At 62.0% G+C, this 17,112-nt stretch carries 10 protein-coding genes and 2 pseudogenes; all 12 read right to left on the bottom strand.

Features of this window, described 5'->3' with window-relative positions:
• Positions 1-191: 191 nt before the first annotated feature.
• Positions 192-2,746, bottom strand: a pseudogene (locus AB4O36_RS12015) (autotransporter family protein).
• A gap of 261 nt (positions 2,747-3,007) precedes the next feature.
• Positions 3,008-3,808 (bottom strand): endonuclease/exonuclease/phosphatase family protein, encoded by an 801-nt coding sequence (locus AB4O36_RS12010; RefSeq protein WP_460125359.1) that lies wholly within the window; start codon positions 3,806-3,808, stop codon positions 3,008-3,010.
• A 72-nt stretch (positions 3,809-3,880) separates the two neighbouring features.
• Positions 3,881-4,639, bottom strand: coding sequence for a PIG-L deacetylase family protein (locus AB4O36_RS12005; protein ID WP_460125356.1), 759 nt, complete (start codon positions 4,637-4,639; stop codon positions 3,881-3,883).
• Between the two features lie 118 nt (positions 4,640-4,757).
• A complete protein-coding gene (locus AB4O36_RS12000) occupies positions 4,758-5,417 on the bottom strand; it encodes a glycosyltransferase family 2 protein (RefSeq protein ID WP_460125353.1) in 660 nt (219 codons plus the stop codon).
• Positions 5,414-6,013, bottom strand: a complete 600-nt coding sequence (locus tag AB4O36_RS11995; RefSeq protein ID WP_460125351.1) for an SAM-dependent methyltransferase — start codon at positions 6,011-6,013, stop codon at positions 5,414-5,416. The genes AB4O36_RS12000 and AB4O36_RS11995 overlap by 4 nt, the downstream gene beginning before the upstream one ends.
• Positions 6,010-6,768 (bottom strand): PIG-L deacetylase family protein, encoded by a 759-nt coding sequence (locus AB4O36_RS11990; RefSeq protein ID WP_460141860.1) that lies wholly within the window; start codon positions 6,766-6,768, stop codon positions 6,010-6,012. The genes AB4O36_RS11995 and AB4O36_RS11990 overlap by 4 nt, the downstream gene beginning before the upstream one ends.
• Complete coding sequence (locus AB4O36_RS11985; RefSeq protein ID WP_460141859.1) at positions 6,765-7,757, bottom strand: acyl-CoA dehydrogenase; 993 nt, start codon at positions 7,755-7,757, stop codon at positions 6,765-6,767. The genes AB4O36_RS11990 and AB4O36_RS11985 overlap by 4 nt, the downstream gene beginning before the upstream one ends.
• Positions 7,750-9,909 carry a glycogen debranching protein GlgX gene (gene glgX, locus AB4O36_RS11980; RefSeq protein WP_460125342.1) on the bottom strand — a complete coding sequence of 720 codons (2,160 nt, stop codon included), beginning with the start codon at positions 9,907-9,909 and terminating at the stop codon, positions 7,750-7,752. Before glgX ends, AB4O36_RS11985 begins: the two co-directional genes overlap by 8 nt.
• 218 nt (positions 9,910-10,127) lie before the next feature.
• Entirely contained in the window at positions 10,128-10,454 is a 327-nt protein-coding gene (locus AB4O36_RS11975; RefSeq protein ID WP_460125339.1) for a DUF2934 domain-containing protein, read from the bottom strand.
• Positions 10,455-10,470: 16 nt separating this feature from the next.
• On the bottom strand, positions 10,471-13,242 hold the full coding sequence (locus AB4O36_RS11970) for a malto-oligosyltrehalose synthase (protein WP_460141858.1): 2,772 nt from the start codon (positions 13,240-13,242) through the stop codon (positions 10,471-10,473).
• On the bottom strand, positions 13,239-15,317 hold the full coding sequence (gene malQ / locus AB4O36_RS11965; RefSeq protein ID WP_460125334.1) for a 4-alpha-glucanotransferase: 2,079 nt from the start codon (positions 15,315-15,317) through the stop codon (positions 13,239-13,241). The genes AB4O36_RS11970 and malQ overlap by 4 nt, the downstream gene beginning before the upstream one ends.
• Positions 15,314-17,103 (bottom strand): annotated as a pseudogene (treZ, locus tag AB4O36_RS11960) (malto-oligosyltrehalose trehalohydrolase). The gene malQ and the pseudogene treZ overlap by 4 nt, the downstream one beginning before the upstream one ends.
• Positions 17,104-17,112 lie beyond the last annotated feature (9 nt).

Genomic DNA, 17,112 nt, shown 5'->3' with positions numbered 1-17,112 from the left:
AGGTTACTTCGGGGGTAGTACGTGAAGCTAAGAAGACCGCTGTGTGTGCGTCAAGAAAATGGCCGATAAGTGGTATGTGATTTTTAGCGATTGCAACTGGCTGATTTATATCCTTGACCTAAGTTCATGTTTGTCGGGAAAACCGTCGTGACTTCCGCAGGCTAGAGGGGTTCGCCCAGCAACCTGGGCGTTCACCAACTGACCCTCACACCCAGGTTCGCTTGAGTTGCACGCTGCTGATTACTGTCAATATTGCTGCTGTAGTCGGTGCTGGCGTAGACACTCACGGCCGAGGACAGGCTCACTACGACCCCAACGCCGAGATCCAGCGATGATGATCGCTGCTCGCTGGTGATTTCATCGGTGCCGGCGAAGGTCACCGAGTCCTCGCCTTCGAGGGTGTGCCACAGGTTGGCACGCAAGTAGGGCTCCACTGGCCGGCCACTGAGTTCGTAAGCGCCTTTCAAGCGCGCACCGACACGCCCCGTCCAGGCACTGTCGGAGTCAAATGAGACACGTGACACACCGTCGTCCTGGCTGTCGAGGCTGACCTTCTGGTAGATCGCTTGCACCTGGGGTTCGACCACCCATCTGTCGCTGACTGAAATCGGATAGCCAACTTCGGCTGACAGGGTGGTGACATGGCCTTTATTGTCGATCTTCAGACCGCGATCAGACTGGTTGTCACCGTCCAGGCGGGTGTACATGGCCACGGTGTCCAGGTACGCGCCAGCGTTGTCGATCAGTGTCCAATAAAGACCAACGCTGTCGGCCCTGATGTCCACTTCGCCTGCGTGCTTGCCTTCGAAGCCGCCATTGAAACCGTCGACATCGCCGCGCAGGCGGCTGTGGCCGACGAAAAACCCTGCGCGCTGAGTCTGGCCGCTGTCCAGTTGGGAGGCGAACACGTCTGTGCCGGCCTGGAAACCATAGACTGAGCCATCGAGGCGGGGCGTGACGGTCCCGGCCCAGGTCTGGTCGAAATTGTTGCCGTAGACTCGGCCCCAGCCGGCACTGAGGAGGCCGGTCTGGTTGAGCAGGCGCTGGTCACCCTGGCGATCATGGAAGGTACCCAGTGCGTCGATGGCCAACTTTGCGGACGCCGGCGGCATGACCGACCACACCGGGACTTCCGGTCTGTAGGTCGGGATGGGCGCGGCACCTGGCTGCACCGTAGGTAACACGGGAACGACGCCGGCCACTGCGGCGACGACCGGAATCGGTACCACCGGCTCGACGGTGGGTGGCAGCGTCGGGTCGGCATTGGGCACGACGACGACCGGCGGGGCAACCACGGCGGAGCGCAAGTACCAGCTGTTCTCGCTACCGCGAGTAATCCCCCCCTTGAACAGGTTGTAATCGTAGGCGCCAGCCGACACCGGGGCCTTGAGCGAAAACGCGCCGTTGGCGCTGATGGCCGTCCCTTGTGCCTCGACCACCTGGATACCGTTTTGAAGGGTCAGCCCGCCAGCGCCACCCACATTGTTGGCCGTGATCAGGGTGTTACCGGTCAGAGTGCCGTTGTTGACCACCAGTTTGTCGCTGGGGGAGACGTCGTCACCCAACGCACTTTGCAGCCATAACTGACCGCCTTTGCCAGCATAGTCGCCCTGGACCGTCAGGCTGTCACGGGTGCGGGTGTTGCCCAGCGTCAGATCGATTACGCCACTGTTGTTCAGCGTGGCCGCCAACCCCGGCGTGAACGGTGCAATACCGCCGGAAACCGAGGTGAGCACGCTGCTGCCGTCAACATTGAACACGCCGGTGCCGGTGCTACTGTCGCCCAGGGCCACGATGCCATCCAGGTCGAAGCGCGAATTGTTGGTCAGGTTGAGCGTCTCCCAATTGGCGTAACGGCTGGCGCCGGAGGAGGTGGTCTGGTCGAACGTCAGTTGGTCGTTACCGGCGCCTCCATCGACATTCGGGGTGGTGGCCAGAAGGCTCTCGGTCAAATTGCGCAAGGTTGCACGATCATTGCCCACATCCATCAGGATCGCCGAGCGGATGATCCCGCCACCGGCCCACATCAGGGTGTCATCGCCTGCGCTGGCACGGATTTCACCGACGATCTCCCCCCGGTCACGGTGATGCTGTCGTTGCCGCCGCTGACGCTGACATTGCCCCCGATTTTCCCTCCGGAAACGACGATGGTGTCCCGGCCGAAACCGGTGACCAGGTTGCCCAGGATGGTGCCGCCCAGTAGCTCGAAAATGTTGTCATCGAGTTTCATGTCGACCCGGCCGATGGTGCCGCCAGTCATCCTGGCTTCGTCGCCATCTTCGAAGGCGCCGGTGATCGTGCCGGCGGTCATCAGGAAGCTGTCATGGCTGTCGCCTTGGGACAAAGCGCCGATCGTTCCGCCATTCATGATGAAACTGTCCACGCCACTGCCTTGGGTGACCGCGCCAGTGATGGTGCCGCCCGCGATGGTCACGGTGTTGGTGCCGTCACCGACATTCAGCACACCGTTGATAAGGCCGGAGTTCATGATCACCGTGTCGGCGCCTGCGCCGAAGGTCACGCCATTGATCGAGCCCGTGCCGTTGGCAGGAAACGTCAGGGTGTTGTTGCCCGAAGTATCGGTCAACGGGCCACTGGTGCCGCTGTCGCAGGTGTAGTTGTCGTTACCGGCCGTAGGCGCCAGCGTGCAAGCCGCTGACGTCATCCGGGACTCGCCGGCACACAGCAACACAGTGAGAACGCAGGCTGAATAGCGGCACGCAGGCCGTAGCGTCGATAGGGTCATCATCGTCTCCACGCATCGGTATGCGCCTGATCCCGCCACTCCTCCGGGGAGTCGCGTCGTTTCAGGCGCCCATGGCAGCGCGAATTGACGACAAATGCAGCACCCTGCTGAAAACCCTGGCAATACTTGCGCTACGATCCCGTCCGTTCGAGCCATCGATACGGACGACTGCACCGTAGCAACAGATTCGACCGCCGGCTACTGTCATAAATAACAGGTCGAGGCACTTTTTTTTGGAGAGAGCCGCCCGGCGATAACGCGTTACAAATGCACTTCGACCGCCAGCGGCAGGTGGTCGGAGAGGTGTGTCCACGGCTTGTTGCCCAATATCCGCGGCTCGTGACTGCTGGCATTGCGCAGGTAGATTCGGTCCAGGCGCAGCAGGGGGAACCGCGCCGGGTAGGTTTTGGCGGGGCGCCCATGGTGGCGCTCGAAGGCTTCGTGCAGATAGTCCCGGCGGGCCAGGGCAGCATTGCCTTGCAACTGCCAATCATTGAAGTCACCGGCAACGATCACCGGAGCCTGCTCGGGCAGGGACTCCAGCAACTGGCACAGCAGCTCCAACTGCAACTGGCGGTGGCTTTCCAGCAGGCTCAGGTGCACACAGATGGCATGAACCTCGGTGTGGCCCGGTACATCGAGAACGCAATGCAGCAGCCCACGGCGTTCGGGGCCGGTGATCGACACATCGAGGTTGCGGTATTCGCGAATCGGGTACTTCGACAGCAATGCATTGCCGTGGTGGCCGTTGGGGTAGACCGCATTACGGCCGTAGGCGAAATCGCTCCACATACTGTCGGCGAGGAATTCGTACTGGGAGGTTTGCGGCCAATCGTTGAACCGCGAGGAATGGCGCTCGTGTTCGCCCACCACTTCCTGCAGAAACACCAGGTCGGCTGACGTGCTGCGTACCGCCTCACGCAATTCCGGGAGGATGAAACGCCGGTTGAATGCGGTGAACCCCTTGTGGGTGTTGACCGTCAGCACTCTGAGTCGATGAACCACCGGGGGCGTGTTCAAAGACGCCGGTTCGACTGACTGCGGCTTGGAATCACTGGTCACTTTCGCTCCTGAATCAGGGTTGCCTATGCATGCGACTGACGCGCGGGCAGGCAGTTCACTTCACATGCGCGCTCAAACGAAGACGATTTCATACGGCAGGCGCATACGCTCCAACAGCACCGGCGGCAGCATCGGCGGCAGGCCGACCGCGGGCTCGCCGTCGAGCTGGCTGGCGTAGGCGTGGGTCGCGTGGCTTTTGCGCGCCACCGTCCAGGTATCCAGCCGAAGTTTGCGCGCACGATGCCAGGGAAACAGGCCGCTTTCGCGTGTAGGCCAGTGCCAGGCCCAGACCGGCACTTCATTGAATGCAGCGCCCACCTGTGCGGTGGCGCGGGCGCTGGCGCGGCCCACCGCATCATGATCGACATTGCCATCTTCACGCCAGGTGCTGAACACCACGTCGCCCGGGCGCAGGTAACGGGCGATGAACTCGCTCAACTGCTGCTCGCGTTCAGCCAAGGCATTGTCGGTAAACCCGCCGCGAATCCATTTGAGGCTATGCATCGGCAAGCCAAGCCGGCGCAGGGCTTCGACACTTTCCTGCGGGCGGAACACGCTCAGGCGTCTTTCCGACCATTGCTGCGAGCCGGGATGACTGGCGCTGCCGTCGGTGATCGAGATCAGTTGCAGTGGATGACCCAAGGTGCTGAGCAATTGCAGGAGTCCACCACAGGTGACCACTTCATCGCCGGGGTGCGGGGCGATCACTACGGCGCGCGCGCCAGGTGGAACCAGGGTGTGAGTGTTGATGACCGGAACATTTTCCAGCTGGGGCGCGGTGTTCCAGATCTGGGCTGACAGGCTACCGTCGAGGAGGGAGAGAGGATTCATCAGGCTACGTCCTTGTTCTGGTGGATAGCAATTTGCCGCGCTCCATACCTTGGATTGCAGCGTGCAGAGTATTGCTCAAGTCAGACTATTCGTCGCGTGCTTGTTCGTTCCAGTTAATTTACTCAATTTGCGCCAACTGACGCAGGTAGTCGCCGAACCCGCCGCGAGCGCGACTGTCCAGGCGTGCACTGGTCAATACCTGGGGGCGCTGGCTCCAGGCGATGGTCGCACCGCAGCGCTCCAGTTGACGGACAAGTTGCACGTCTTCATCGCACGCCAGGTGTTCAAAGCCGCCGGCACGCCGGTAAGCCTCGGCGCTGATGCCCAGGTTGGCCCCGTGGATGTGCCGGTGACCGTCACGATACTGGTAGTGTTGGTGGTAGCGGATTTGCGCCGATTCATCGAAGCCTGAGTCCCACCGCTCCACGGTGACCGTACCGCACACCGCGTCGGCATCGAGCGCCAACTGCGCTACCAGCCAGTCATCCGCCACCCGGCTGTCGGCGTCGGTGCAGGAGAGCCAGCGCACGCCGCGGTCCAGCAGGAAGTGAGCCCCGATGGCGCGGGCCTGGCCAACGTTTCGTACCGAGATCTCCAGGGCATGCACCGGGTAGCCACGCACGATCGCCGCGGAGCGATCGGTGCAACTGTCGAGCACGACCAGCACCTCGACCGGCTCATCGCCCAGGCATTCGTGTTCAGCGGCGCGCAGGGCAGCGCGCAGGCAATCTTCGAGCAAGTCTTCCTCGTTGTGCGCCGGAATCAGGATGCCGATCATCGCAGGCCCTCGAGCGCGGCCACGGAACGCGGCTCGCGACTCCACAGTTCCAGGATGAAATCGGCTTCCTGATGCAGCACCAGGCGTGGCAGTCCCGAATGTTCGTGCAGCAGGTCATGCACCTGCCGAGCGTTCAATGGGCAACCTTCGATCGGCGGGCGCCAATGGCAGGCCAGCAGTTGCCCGTCGGCGGTCAGGGATTGCGCAGCGAGATCGATTACGCGCTTGAGGTCTTGTGCATCCAGGTAGTAACCGATTTCGCTCAATACGATCAGGTCGAAGTGCTCGTCCGGCCAGTCCCTGGGCAGGCGGCCTTGCTGCACCTGGGCGTGGTCGAACACACTCAGGCGCGTACGGGCCAGCGACACGGCGGCAGTCGCCGTGTCGCAACACAGCAGTCGGTCACAACGACCGGCCAGTTCGGCACTCAACTCGCCATTGGCACAGCCCGGTTCGAAAATGGCACGGTAGTGGGGTCGGGGCAGGGCGGCGAGGGTGATTGCGCGCTTGCGTCGTTCGTACCACCGCTGCCGAAACGCCCAGGGATCATCATTGCCAGCGAAGAGTCCATCGAAGTACCGATCCTCGACACTCATATGAATACCACCTCGAAGGGTTGCAGCAAACGGTCGATTACGTAGGGCGCCAGGACGGGTGGCAGGCCGATCTGTGGATCACCTTCCAATTGACTGGCGAAGGCATGGATCGCGTGACGCTTGCGGGCCACCCGTTCCGGCGTCAGAACAATTTTGCGCGCGCGGTGCCAGGGCACCAGGCGATCCTCGGGCTCGGCCCAGTGCCAGGTCCAGACCGGCAGTTCGTAGACAGTCGCCCCCACCCTCTGAACCGCCTCAGCCGTGGCACGGCCGACTGCCTCATGGTCACAATGACCATCCTCGCGCCAAGTGGTAAACACCACATCACCCGGTTGCAGGTAGCGTTCGATGAAGTCCGTCAATTGGGTTTCCCGGGACGCCACTTGACTGTCGGCAAAGCCGCCTCGCAGCCATTTCAAGTTGTGCAACGGCAACCCGAGTCGACGCAACGCTTCTGCCGACTCCTGCGGACGTATCACGCTCAGGCGCTCCACCGGCCAGCGTCGGGAGCCGGGGTGACTGGCACTGCCGTCGGTGACCGAAATCAGCTGCAACGGTCGACCGGCAGCAGCCAGCAGTTGCAGCAGGCCACCGCAACCGAGCACTTCATCGTCCGGGTGCGGCGCCACGACCACTGCGCGAGAACCGACGGGTACCAGGTCGAGGATATCGATTGTCTGCAATTGCGCCAGTTGGCTGGAGGTTTGCCACACACGCAGGGGCGTGCCCTGGCCGACGATGGGATTAGGTTTCATAACGTCCATGTGCTCCCGGTGACGAGCTGGCCCAAGGCTGCGAGATCACGTTCGGCGTGACTTTGGCGCAGGAACACCGGCAGGTCGGCGCTCTGGCGGGCGAACCGACGATCCTTGCAATACGGTCCGGCGCCCAGCGCGTGGCCGACATGCTGAATAACCTGCTCGGCGGCGTGTTCGACCACGGCACGGGCCCGGCGGGCCAGGCGCTCCGCATTGTCCAGCGGTGCGGCATCAAGGCTCGATGCGCTGCTGCGCAACACCGTCGCGGCCGCCTGCAGCGAACAATCCACGGCGCCCAGGTGGGCGAGCGCATGGGGCTCTTGTCGCTCGGCGCAATGTTGTTGCAGGTGCTGCGCGAGGCTTTGGGCCGCGCCGTACCAGCAAGCGGCGATACCGATTCCGCCTTGCCAGAAACCCGGTCGACTCAGGTAGTCACCGGGGTCACCGATGGCCTCGCCGACGGCGCCGTCAAACAGCACTTCCACGCTACCCGTGGTCGCCATCCCGACGGCCTGCCATCCCTGATCGGTGATGGTGACGCCAGGTTGGTCCAGCGCAACGGCCACCAGCTGCTGGCGGTCCTGTTCATCCCACGCTGTCACCAATCCATGGCTCAGAACCGCCGCCCCGGAACACCAAGCCTTGCGACCGTGCAGCGTGACGCGTTGACCCTGGCGACTGACCCTGAGCCTTGCATTCGGCGGCTCGGCCGCCCACATGCCCCAAGTCCTGCCTGCCGGTACCGTGCCTCCCAGTTGCTCGATGATCGCCAGGGCGTCGGTGTGGCCTTCATACAGCTTGCACACGCCCAAGTCATGGGCGCCGATGGCCGCCAGGCTCTGGAAACGCTCCAGGGTTCGTCCGCTGCCTGGCAGCGGCAGCTGATCGAGCCCCACTTCCACCAGCGCGCGCAGGCATTGGCCTAATGCCGCTGTGTCCGGGTAGTCCCGCGGCTGGCGTTGCAGGAATGCCTCAAGCTCAGTCATCTTCCTCACGCTGCAATTCGAACATCAACAGAGAACGGCCGGTCACCGAGTATTCGTGTCCGAAATCGAAGCGCTCCTGGCCGCGGATGGACGGCTGATTGGTATCCACCAGACAGCTCCAGTAAATGCCTTCAGGCACCTCCGGCAAGGTGAAGTTGACGATGTCATGATGGGCGTTCACTACCAGCAGCAGCGTGGCATCGCCACCCTTGCGACGAATCCCGGTTTCCTGGGCGCGACCGTCGAGCAACATGCCCAGGCAGCGACCATGAGCGTCCTGCCATTGCTCAATGGACATCTCGTTGCCGTCAGGCGCCAGCCAGGTCACGTCCTTGACGCCGATGTCCTCGTTGTAACTGCCCACCAGGAAACGCCCGCGACGCAGGATCGGGTAGGCCAGGCGCAACTTGATCAGGCGCTTGACGAACTTGAGCAGGGCCTTGCCATCTTCGCTCAGGTCCCAATTGACCCAGCCGATCTCGCTGTCCTGGCAATAGGCATTGTTATTGCCGTCCTGGGTACGGGCGAATTCGTCACCGGCCACCAACATCGGTGTGCCCTGGGACAACAACAGGGTCGCGAAGAAGTTGCGCATCTGGCGATGACGCAGGGCGTTGATCTCGGGATCGTCGGTCGGGCCTTCGACGCCATGGTTCCAGGACAAGTTGTTGTTGCTGCCGTCCTGGTTGTTTTCGTCGTTGGCTTCGTTGTGCTTGTCGTTGTACGACACCAGGTCATTGAGGGTAAAACCGTCGTGGGCGGTGATGAAGTTCACTGAGGAATACGGACGGCGGCCTCGCTGATTGAACATCTCGCCGGAGGCGGTCATGCGGCTGGCAAAGTCGGCCAGTTGGCCGTCATCGCCTTTCCAGAACGCGCGCACGGTGTCGCGGAACTTGTCGTTCCATTCCACCCAGCCGGGCGGAAACCCACCCACCTGATAACCGCCCGGCCCGCAGTCCCAAGGCTCTGCGATCATTTTCACCTGGCGCAGCACAGGGTCCTGGCGGCAGGCGACGAGGAAACTGTGGCGCTCGTCGAACCCGTCGTGATAACGCCCAAGAATGGTCGCCAGGTCGAAGCGGAAACCATCGACGTGCATTTCCGAGGCCCAGTAGCGCAACGAATCGGTGACCATCTGCAATACGCACGGGTGGCTCAGATCCAGGGTGTTGCCGGTTCCTGAATCGTTGATGTAGAAGCGCTTGTCATCAGGCATCAGCCGGTAGTAAGAGGCATTGTCGATGCCGCGCATCGACAGCGTCGGGCCCTGTTCGTTGCCCTCGGCGGTGTGGTTGTAAACGACGTCGAGGATCACTTCGAGATTGGCTTCGTGCAGGTGCGCGACCATCTCCTTGAACTCGGCGATCTTGCCGCTGGCCAGGTAACGCGGGTCGGGAGCGAAAAACGCAATGCTGTTATAGCCCCAGTAGTTGGTCATGCCCTTGTGCAACAGGTGCTGGTCATTGACGAAGGCGTGAATGGGCAATAACTCGACGGAGGACACGCCCAGCTTGCGGATGTGTTCCAGCACATCATCGACCATCAGGCCGGCGAAGGTGCCGCGCACGTTTTCCGGCACGGAGGGATGGCGCATGCTGATGCCGCGCACGTGGGTTTCGTAGATGATGGTCTTGTCCCACGGCACGCTGACGCGATGGTCGTGGCCCCACGTGTGGGCGGGGTCGATTACCTTGCACTTGGGCACGAACGGAGCGCTGTCGCGTTCATCGAAGCTCAGGTCGGCGTCAGGGTGACCGATGGTGTAGCCGAACAGCGCCTCGGACCATTTCAACTCACCGACCAGTTGTTTGGCGTAGGGGTCGATCAGCAATTTGTTGTGGTTGAATCGGTGACCGTTGGCCGGGTCGTACGGGCCATATACACGGTAGCCATAGATCAGCCCCGGATGGGCGTCCGGAAGGTAGCCGTGGTAGATCTCGTCGGTGTACTCCGGCAACTCGATGCGTTCCAGTTCCACCTCGCCGCTGTCATCGAAGATGCACAGTTCGACCTTGGTGGCGTTGGCCGAGAACAACGCAAAGTTGACCCCAAGGCCATCCCAGGTTGCGCCCAGAGGGAAGGGCAGGCCTTCGCGGATGCGCGAGGGCTCGGCGAGCGGTTCTGGCGCGGATTTTTTTGCACTGCTCATAGGGGGCTCCTGCAAGGGCGATGTTGCCATCCCTGTAGGAGCGAGCTTGCTCGCGATGGTCGCCAACGATGACGCTGGATACCTGACACCCTGCGGTGCCTGTGACTCCATCGCGAGCAAGCTCGCTCCTACAGGTATAGAGTTGGGTTGGTTTTTTTCGGGACGAACTCGTCCACCGTGGCGAGTGACCTCGCCACGCTTGCTTCACGGGTTAAACGTCAGACCGCGGGCGGTTTACGCGGCGCGCGAGGTTTTTTCTCGGTGGATTTTTCCCCGGGCGGAATCACCTTCGCCGCAGCGGCCGGCTTGGCCTTGGCTTGGTTTTTCGGCTCGCCCGCCTTGCCGTTGGCTACCTTGGTGGTGGCCGGCTTGGTGCCTGCTGCCTTGCTGCCGGCAGCCTTGGGCGATTTCTTGGGGGCCAGGGCTTCGGCCTCGGCAAGTTTTCGGGCCATCTCCCAATGCCTTGCTTCATGGCCCTCGGGTTTCCCTTCCGATTCCCAGATCTGATACGCAAATTCGCGAATGCGTTTATCGTCGGTACTCATCGCCATGCTCCTGAACTTAACTCAAACATTGGATTAAGAGATTGACCGGGGATTCCGCCAGCGCAGCACCAATCATCAGCTCCTTGTGGTGTGTGACTGCGACGCTTGCAAAAAGTCCCTTTAGATTTTCTTCGGGTGAGGTAAACGGCAACCTCACCCGAGTATCGCCCCACTGCGACGCGTCGATGTGCGGTTCTGCACTATTGTTCAGCAACGCGGCGCAACGGATCGGTACGATCACAATGGCCCGCTCGTTCCCCGTTGTGCGCACAAATGCCAGCACCCGATGGGCTTCGCTGCCAAGCACTTCCAGCGCCTCATAGGTGCCATGACGAAACAGCTCGGCATGTTCGGCACGCAACTGCAACGTGCGCGCAATCAGGGCTTGCTTGATGCGCCCATCGCGCCAGCTCGCCAACAGTTCGGGCAGCGGTACGGGGCTTGCCAGGCTTTGTTGGCGACGCACGTAGTCCACCGGTCGACGGTTGTCGGGGTCCACCAGCGAGAAGTCCCAGTACTCGTTGCCCTGGTAAAGATCGGGAATGCCCGGCACGGTCATTCGCAGCAAGGTTTGCGCCAGACTGTTGAGGGCGCCGGGGAGGGCGATGGCCATCGCGGCCTTGGCCAGTGCGGCACGCAACAGCTCCCCTTCGGGACTGAGCAACAGACGTTCGAGAAACTGCCGGGAGGCCTGTTCGTATGAATCGTTGGGCGCACTCCAGCTGCTTTGCAGCTTGGCTTCGCGCAAGGCCTTCTGTTGCCACTGCCACACTCTTTGCGAGTAGTCCTGGAGCCCGGCGCTGTCGTCACCGCGCAAGTCCAGCGGCCAACTGCCAAGCAACGCCTGATACAAAATCAGTTCATCGCCAGCGGAGGGCATCGAGTCATCGTCGCGCAACGGCCGCGCGAGCGTTTGCCACAGCGGCACCTGTTCGGCGAACCAGGCGCTGCGCTCGCTCAACACCGCCAACCGGGCACGGGTGTCTTCGCCGCGTTTGTGGTCGTGGGTGGCAGTGGCAAGCAGGTTATCGGGAAATACTTGCTGACGTTCGAGGCAGGCGGCATGGAAATCGGCAGGCGGGGCGCTGAACTGCTCCGTGCTGAAGCCTACGTCATTGCGCGACAACAGCACCGCCGAGCGATAGAACGCAGTGTCTTCCACCGCTTTTGCCGCTGCCGGCGAGGTCAGTTGCTGAAAGCGCACGCAAGCATGCTTGATGATTTTGCGTGAGCGCCCCCTCGGCCGTGTGCGCCAGGGTTCACCGCCCAGCCACCTCGCCAGGCATTCGAGCACCGGCCAATCGGCTTCGCCCAGGGTTTGCCGTGCGCCGTCCATCGCTCGCTGGAAAAACACCTCGTCGTGCGTGGGTCGACCAACGGCGTTGATGTAGGTCCGGTAGACAGGAAAGTGCACGATCAATGCCTGCAACGAACGGCGAATCGCCCCGAGGGTCAGGTCGCGAGTCATCAAGTCGTCACGAGCCACCTGCAGCAGCGCCTGGGCGACACTCTCGAAATCGCCGGCCAGTGAACCATTGAGGATTTGCTGACGCGCCAGTTTCGCCTCCTGGAGGAAATCGGCGGGCCGTTCGCTGACGCGTTGCCACAGATCACCCAGAATTTGGGCTCCGGCGGGATCGTGCTGCAACAACGACAATTGATTCATGAACTCATAACCGGTGGTGCCATCCACCGACCAGTCCCGGTGCAGGCTTTCGCCTTCGCCAAGGATCTTCTCGACGTAGATGGGCAAGTGCCGCTGCGGTGACAGGCTGTCGACCCGACGTCGCAATTTTCGGCAATAACCTCTCGGGTCAGCCAGGCCGTCGATGTGATCGATGCGCAGGCCATCGACAAACCCTTGGGCGATCAATTCGAAGATTTTTGCGTGGGTCGCTTCGAATACCGCAGGCCGCTCTACACGCAGGCCACCGAGCTCATTGATGTCGAAAAAGCGCCGCCAGTTGATGTCATCTGCTGCCGTGCGCCAACTGGCGAGGCGATAGCTTTGCTGCTCGAGTAATTGATGCAGACGCTGGAAGCCTTGAGCAGTCCGGGAATCGTAGGCCTCGAGGTTTCGCTCGATGATGTGCAGCACGGCAGGTTCCCTGGCGAGCTCGCGCAGCTCCTCCTGCAACGGTTTGGACAGGCCGTGGGCGTCGGTCTGATAGCTCAAGGTGCTGAATCGTTCGGCCAGTGACTTGAGTTGTTCATGATCGGCACGCAGCAGTTCACCGTAATGCGTTGGGCAGATCGGAAAATGATGATCATAGTGCTCGACGAAAAATGCGCCCCGCTTGGCATCGAAGCGCAAGGGCAGGGTCCCTTCCTGCAACGCCACTCCGTAGTCACTGCCCAGGAACGGCAGCAGCAATTGGCCTTCCATCAAGGGGTCAGGCGAATGCCATTGGATGTCGAAAAATTCGCTGTAGGGGCTTAGGCGTCCCCACGCCAGCAGGTCCAGCCACCAGGGATTATCGCTGCCGCCGACGGCCATGTGATTGGACACGATATCGAGGACCAGGCCCATGTCGTGAGCGTGCAGGGCATCGACCAGGCGCCGCAGTGCCGCTTCCCCGCCCAGTTCCGGGTTGACGCTGGTCGGGTCCACCACGTCATAGCCATGCATCGACCCGGCGCGAGCGCTCAGCAGAGGCGAAGCATAAATATGGCTGATGCCGAGGCTGGCGAAGTAGGGCACCAGTGGGACCGCTTGATCCAGAGTGAAACCTTTATGAAATTGCAGGCGTAACGTCGCGCGCAACGGTTGGATATCGGGCTGGCTCATCGGTCACGCTCGGCAGCCTGAAGACGTGCACAGGCGAGCAGTTCGAGGCGGCGGGCGGCGTCATCGCCGTCCAGCAGCGCCTCGCTGATGCCGGGCAGGCGCCGGGACCAGTTCGGATGGGTGTTGACGGTGCCGGGAAGGTTGGCTTGTTGTTCGATGCCCAAAGCATCCTCCAATGGCAAAAGAACCAGGGGGGCGCGGGTATGGCCAAGGAAGCGAATGGCCGCGTCCAGCACCTGGTCGGTTTCGTTGTGTTCTTCGCGAAAGTTCTGCGGGTCCTCGCTCAGCACCCGGCGCAAGCCTTCACGTTCGCGTTCGCGGTGCTGGCGCCATTCGATTTCGCCCTGGCCGTCGATCAGTCCGAGGCGCGAGCTCCAGTCAATGTCACGGCCGTGCCACCAGCCATTGAGCGTCGGCAAGTCATGGGTGCTGGTGGTGGCCAGCGCGCTGTCGGGCCAGTCGAGAATCGGCTTGAAATGGGCGTTATCCTGTTCGAACAGCATCACGCGCATGCCCAAAATGGATCGGTCGGTGAGTTTTTCCCGCAGCCCTTCCGGTACGGTGCCGAGGTCTTCGCCCGTGACGATGGCCTGGTGCCGATGGGATTCGAGCGCCAGCAAGCGCAGCATGTCGTCAAACGGGTAATAGAGGTAGGCACCGTCGGCAGGCGATGCCCCGTTGGGGATCACCCAGAGCCGTTGCAATCCCATCACATGATCGATGCGCAGGCCCCCCGCATGGGCGAAGTTGGCCCGCAGCATTTCGATGAACGCACGGAAACCGTTGCGCACGAGGCCCTCGGGCGAAAATGCGGATATCCCCCAGCCCTGGCCCTGGCGATTGAGAATGTCGGGTGGCGCGCCAACGGTGAGGGACGCCAGCAATTCGTCCTGGCGGCTCCAGGCTTGGCTGCCGCCACCGTCGGCACCGACTGCCAGGTCGGCGATCAAGCCGATCCTCATGCCGCTGCTGCGAGCCGCCGCTTGCGCGCGCTCCAGGCAACGGGCGATCAACCACTGGCAGAATGCGAAGTACCCGATGCGCCCGGCATTTTCTTCGGCGAACGCTGCCAGTGCTTCACTTCGTGGGTCACGCCATTGCTGCGGCCAGTCGCGCCAATCCAGCGACTCGCCCCTGGCCGCGCGGATTTCCTGGATCGCCTCGAAGCGGCAATGGTTCTCCAGGGCCTCACCGGCCGCATGCCGAAAGCTGCTGAAATCGGCATGCAGCGGATGTTCACCGTGGACGAAACTTTCGTACAACGCCTGTAACAATCGCTGCTTGATTTCAGCGGCCACCGGCCAATCGATCAACGGCAGTTCTTCAAGGTGCTTGAGGTCCGCCGCCAGGCCGGTGCTGTCGATGGCTGCGCGCAGCGCACGTTCGCCCAGGATTGCACCCGGCGCGGCATAGAGGCTGTTGAGGAACAGGCGGCTGGAGGGTGAATACGGGCTGTAGCGCTGGGTGTCGCTGCTGAACATCGCGTGCAGCGGGCTGATCGCCACGGCGTCGGCACCTCGCTCGCCAGCCACACGCACGAGATCTTCCAAGGCCTGGGTATCGCCGAAGCCACCATCGCCGGGGCGACGCAGGGAGTACAACTGCACGCTAAGTCCCCAGGCACGGGGGATCGGGTTATCCACGGCATCGCCGACGCTGTAGCAACGGTTGGGGGCTACGGCGAGCGTAAACGACTGGCCATCGATTTCGACGTGCTGATAGCCCACCGGAATCAGGCCAGGCAATACCGCTTCGGCGTTCAGTTTCAGATTAAGTCGGGCGCCGTCCTCCAGGTGGATTTCGCAAGGCGTTTCAGGATCGAAGTAGTGCGACAGGTCGAGCCCGGCGCCACAGTCGACCGTCAGTAAAGGCGGCAACTGCCGCGTCTGTTGCACCTGCTGCAATTCGAGCAGGCTGGCGTCAATCTCCTGGGCGGTGCCGGCCGGGTGGCCCAGGCTCGTCAACACGTTGCGCAAAACCGCCGGGGCGACTTTTTGCGCGCGACCGTTGGCGTCGATCCAGTCCACCGCCAAGCCGGCGTGGGTGGCGAGTATTTCCAGTTGTGCATCGCTCATGGGCGCTCTCCATCCGGGGGTTGGGCTGCAGCCGAGAGGCTGACGAGCGCGCAATAAGGGGCCAGCGTGCCCCGATCCAGCAGGTCGGCGGATTGCGCAGGGTGTTCGAACAGCAGCGCAGCGTCGGCCTGTGGGGTGTGGACTACGGGCCGGTCGCTGAGGTTCAGGTCGATTCGCAGCAGGCTGCCATTACCGAGCCGCCAACGTGCCGAAACGGCTCCGGGAGCGAGCACGTCCGCGCCCAGGGCCTGGGTGCCGGGCAGGTGCTGCATCAGGTGCTCACGGCGCAGCCCAAGCAGGCGCCGATACAAAAGCTGGATGTCCGAGGGGGGACGTCAGTCATTCGAGGGCGTGATGCCTCGAAGGTCTGTGGCGCATTCGGATCGGGAATCTGCTCACGCTTGTGAGGGTCGGCGAACGCGCTGAACGCCGCGAACTCGTTACGTCTCCCTTCGCGCACCAGCTTGGCCAATTCACCGTGGTGGCTGGTGAAAAACAAAAAGGGTTGCTCGGCGGCGAACTCGTCGCCCATGAACATCAAGGGGATCATCGGTGAAAGCAACAACAGTGCGGTGGCGGCTTTCAAGGCGTCGGGATGCGCCAACTGGTGCAAGCGCTCGCCAAACGCACGGTTGCCGATCTGGTCATGGTTTTGCAGGAACAGCACGAATGCGCTGGGTGGCAGGTGGCCACTTGATTCGCCGCGGGCTTCGCCATGGCGATTGATGTGTCCCTGGAACACAAAACCCTGACTCAGGCAGCGAGCCAGTTGTTCGGTGGGATGGTCGGCATAATCGGCGTAGTACGCATCTGTTTCCCCGGTCAGCAACACATGCAGGGCGTTATGGCCGTCGTCATTCCACTGCGCGTTGTAGCCTTGCTCCAGCAGGCTGGCCTGGTTGTGTTCGTTCTCGACCGTCAGCCACACATGCCGCGCAGGATCGACGTGTTCACGCACCTGTTGCGCCAGTTCCTGGAGAAAGTCCGGGCTTTCGATGGCATGCACCGCATCAAAGCGCAGCCCGTCGAAGCGGTACTCGAGCAACCACATCAAGGCATTGTCGATGAAGAAATCGCGCACCTCGCGCCGGCGAAAATCGATCGCCGCGCCCCAGGGCGTGTGTTTGTCTTCATTGAAGAAGCCCTTGGCGTACCGATGCAGATAATTGCCGTCGGGGCCGAAGTGGTTGTAGACCACGTCGAGAATCACCGACAGGCCATGGCCGTGCGCGGTGTCGATCAGATGCTTGAGTTGTTCAGGTGTCCCATAGGACGCCTGGGGCGCGTAGGGCAGGACCCCGTCGTAGCCCCAGTTGCGATCTCCCGGAAATTGCGCGATGGGCATCAGCTCGATGGCAGTAATGCCCAGGTCCACCAGTCGTGCCAGATGTTCTTCCACACCACTGAAGCCGCCCAGCGCACCGACGTGCAGTTCGTAAATCACCGCTTCGTTCCATGGGCGTCCCAGCCAGTGAGTGTTCTGCCACGCATGGGCCAAGGGGTCGACCACGATGCTGTGCCCGGTGATATCGCCATCCTGCGCCCGGGATGCCGGGTCCGGGACACTGATCTCTCCATCAATATTGAAGCGGTAGCGGGTGCCAGCCTTGCAGCGGGTCTTGATCACGAACCAGCCATCAGCCTGAGGCAGCAGCGGTAAGGATTGTCCATTTTCCAATTCGACACTGACAAAAAACGCATCAGGCGCCCACAAGGCAAAACGCGTGTGTTCTGCGTCCAGCATGATTGCGCCGTGGGGCCAGGTTTCAAGGGTCCGTAACGGCATTACCAAAAA

It is taken from the genome of Pseudomonas sp. S2_E01, from assembly GCF_054668365.1.
The sequence above is the reverse complement of the archived record's forward strand: the minus strand, read 5'-3'. Positions and strand labels throughout refer to the sequence as shown.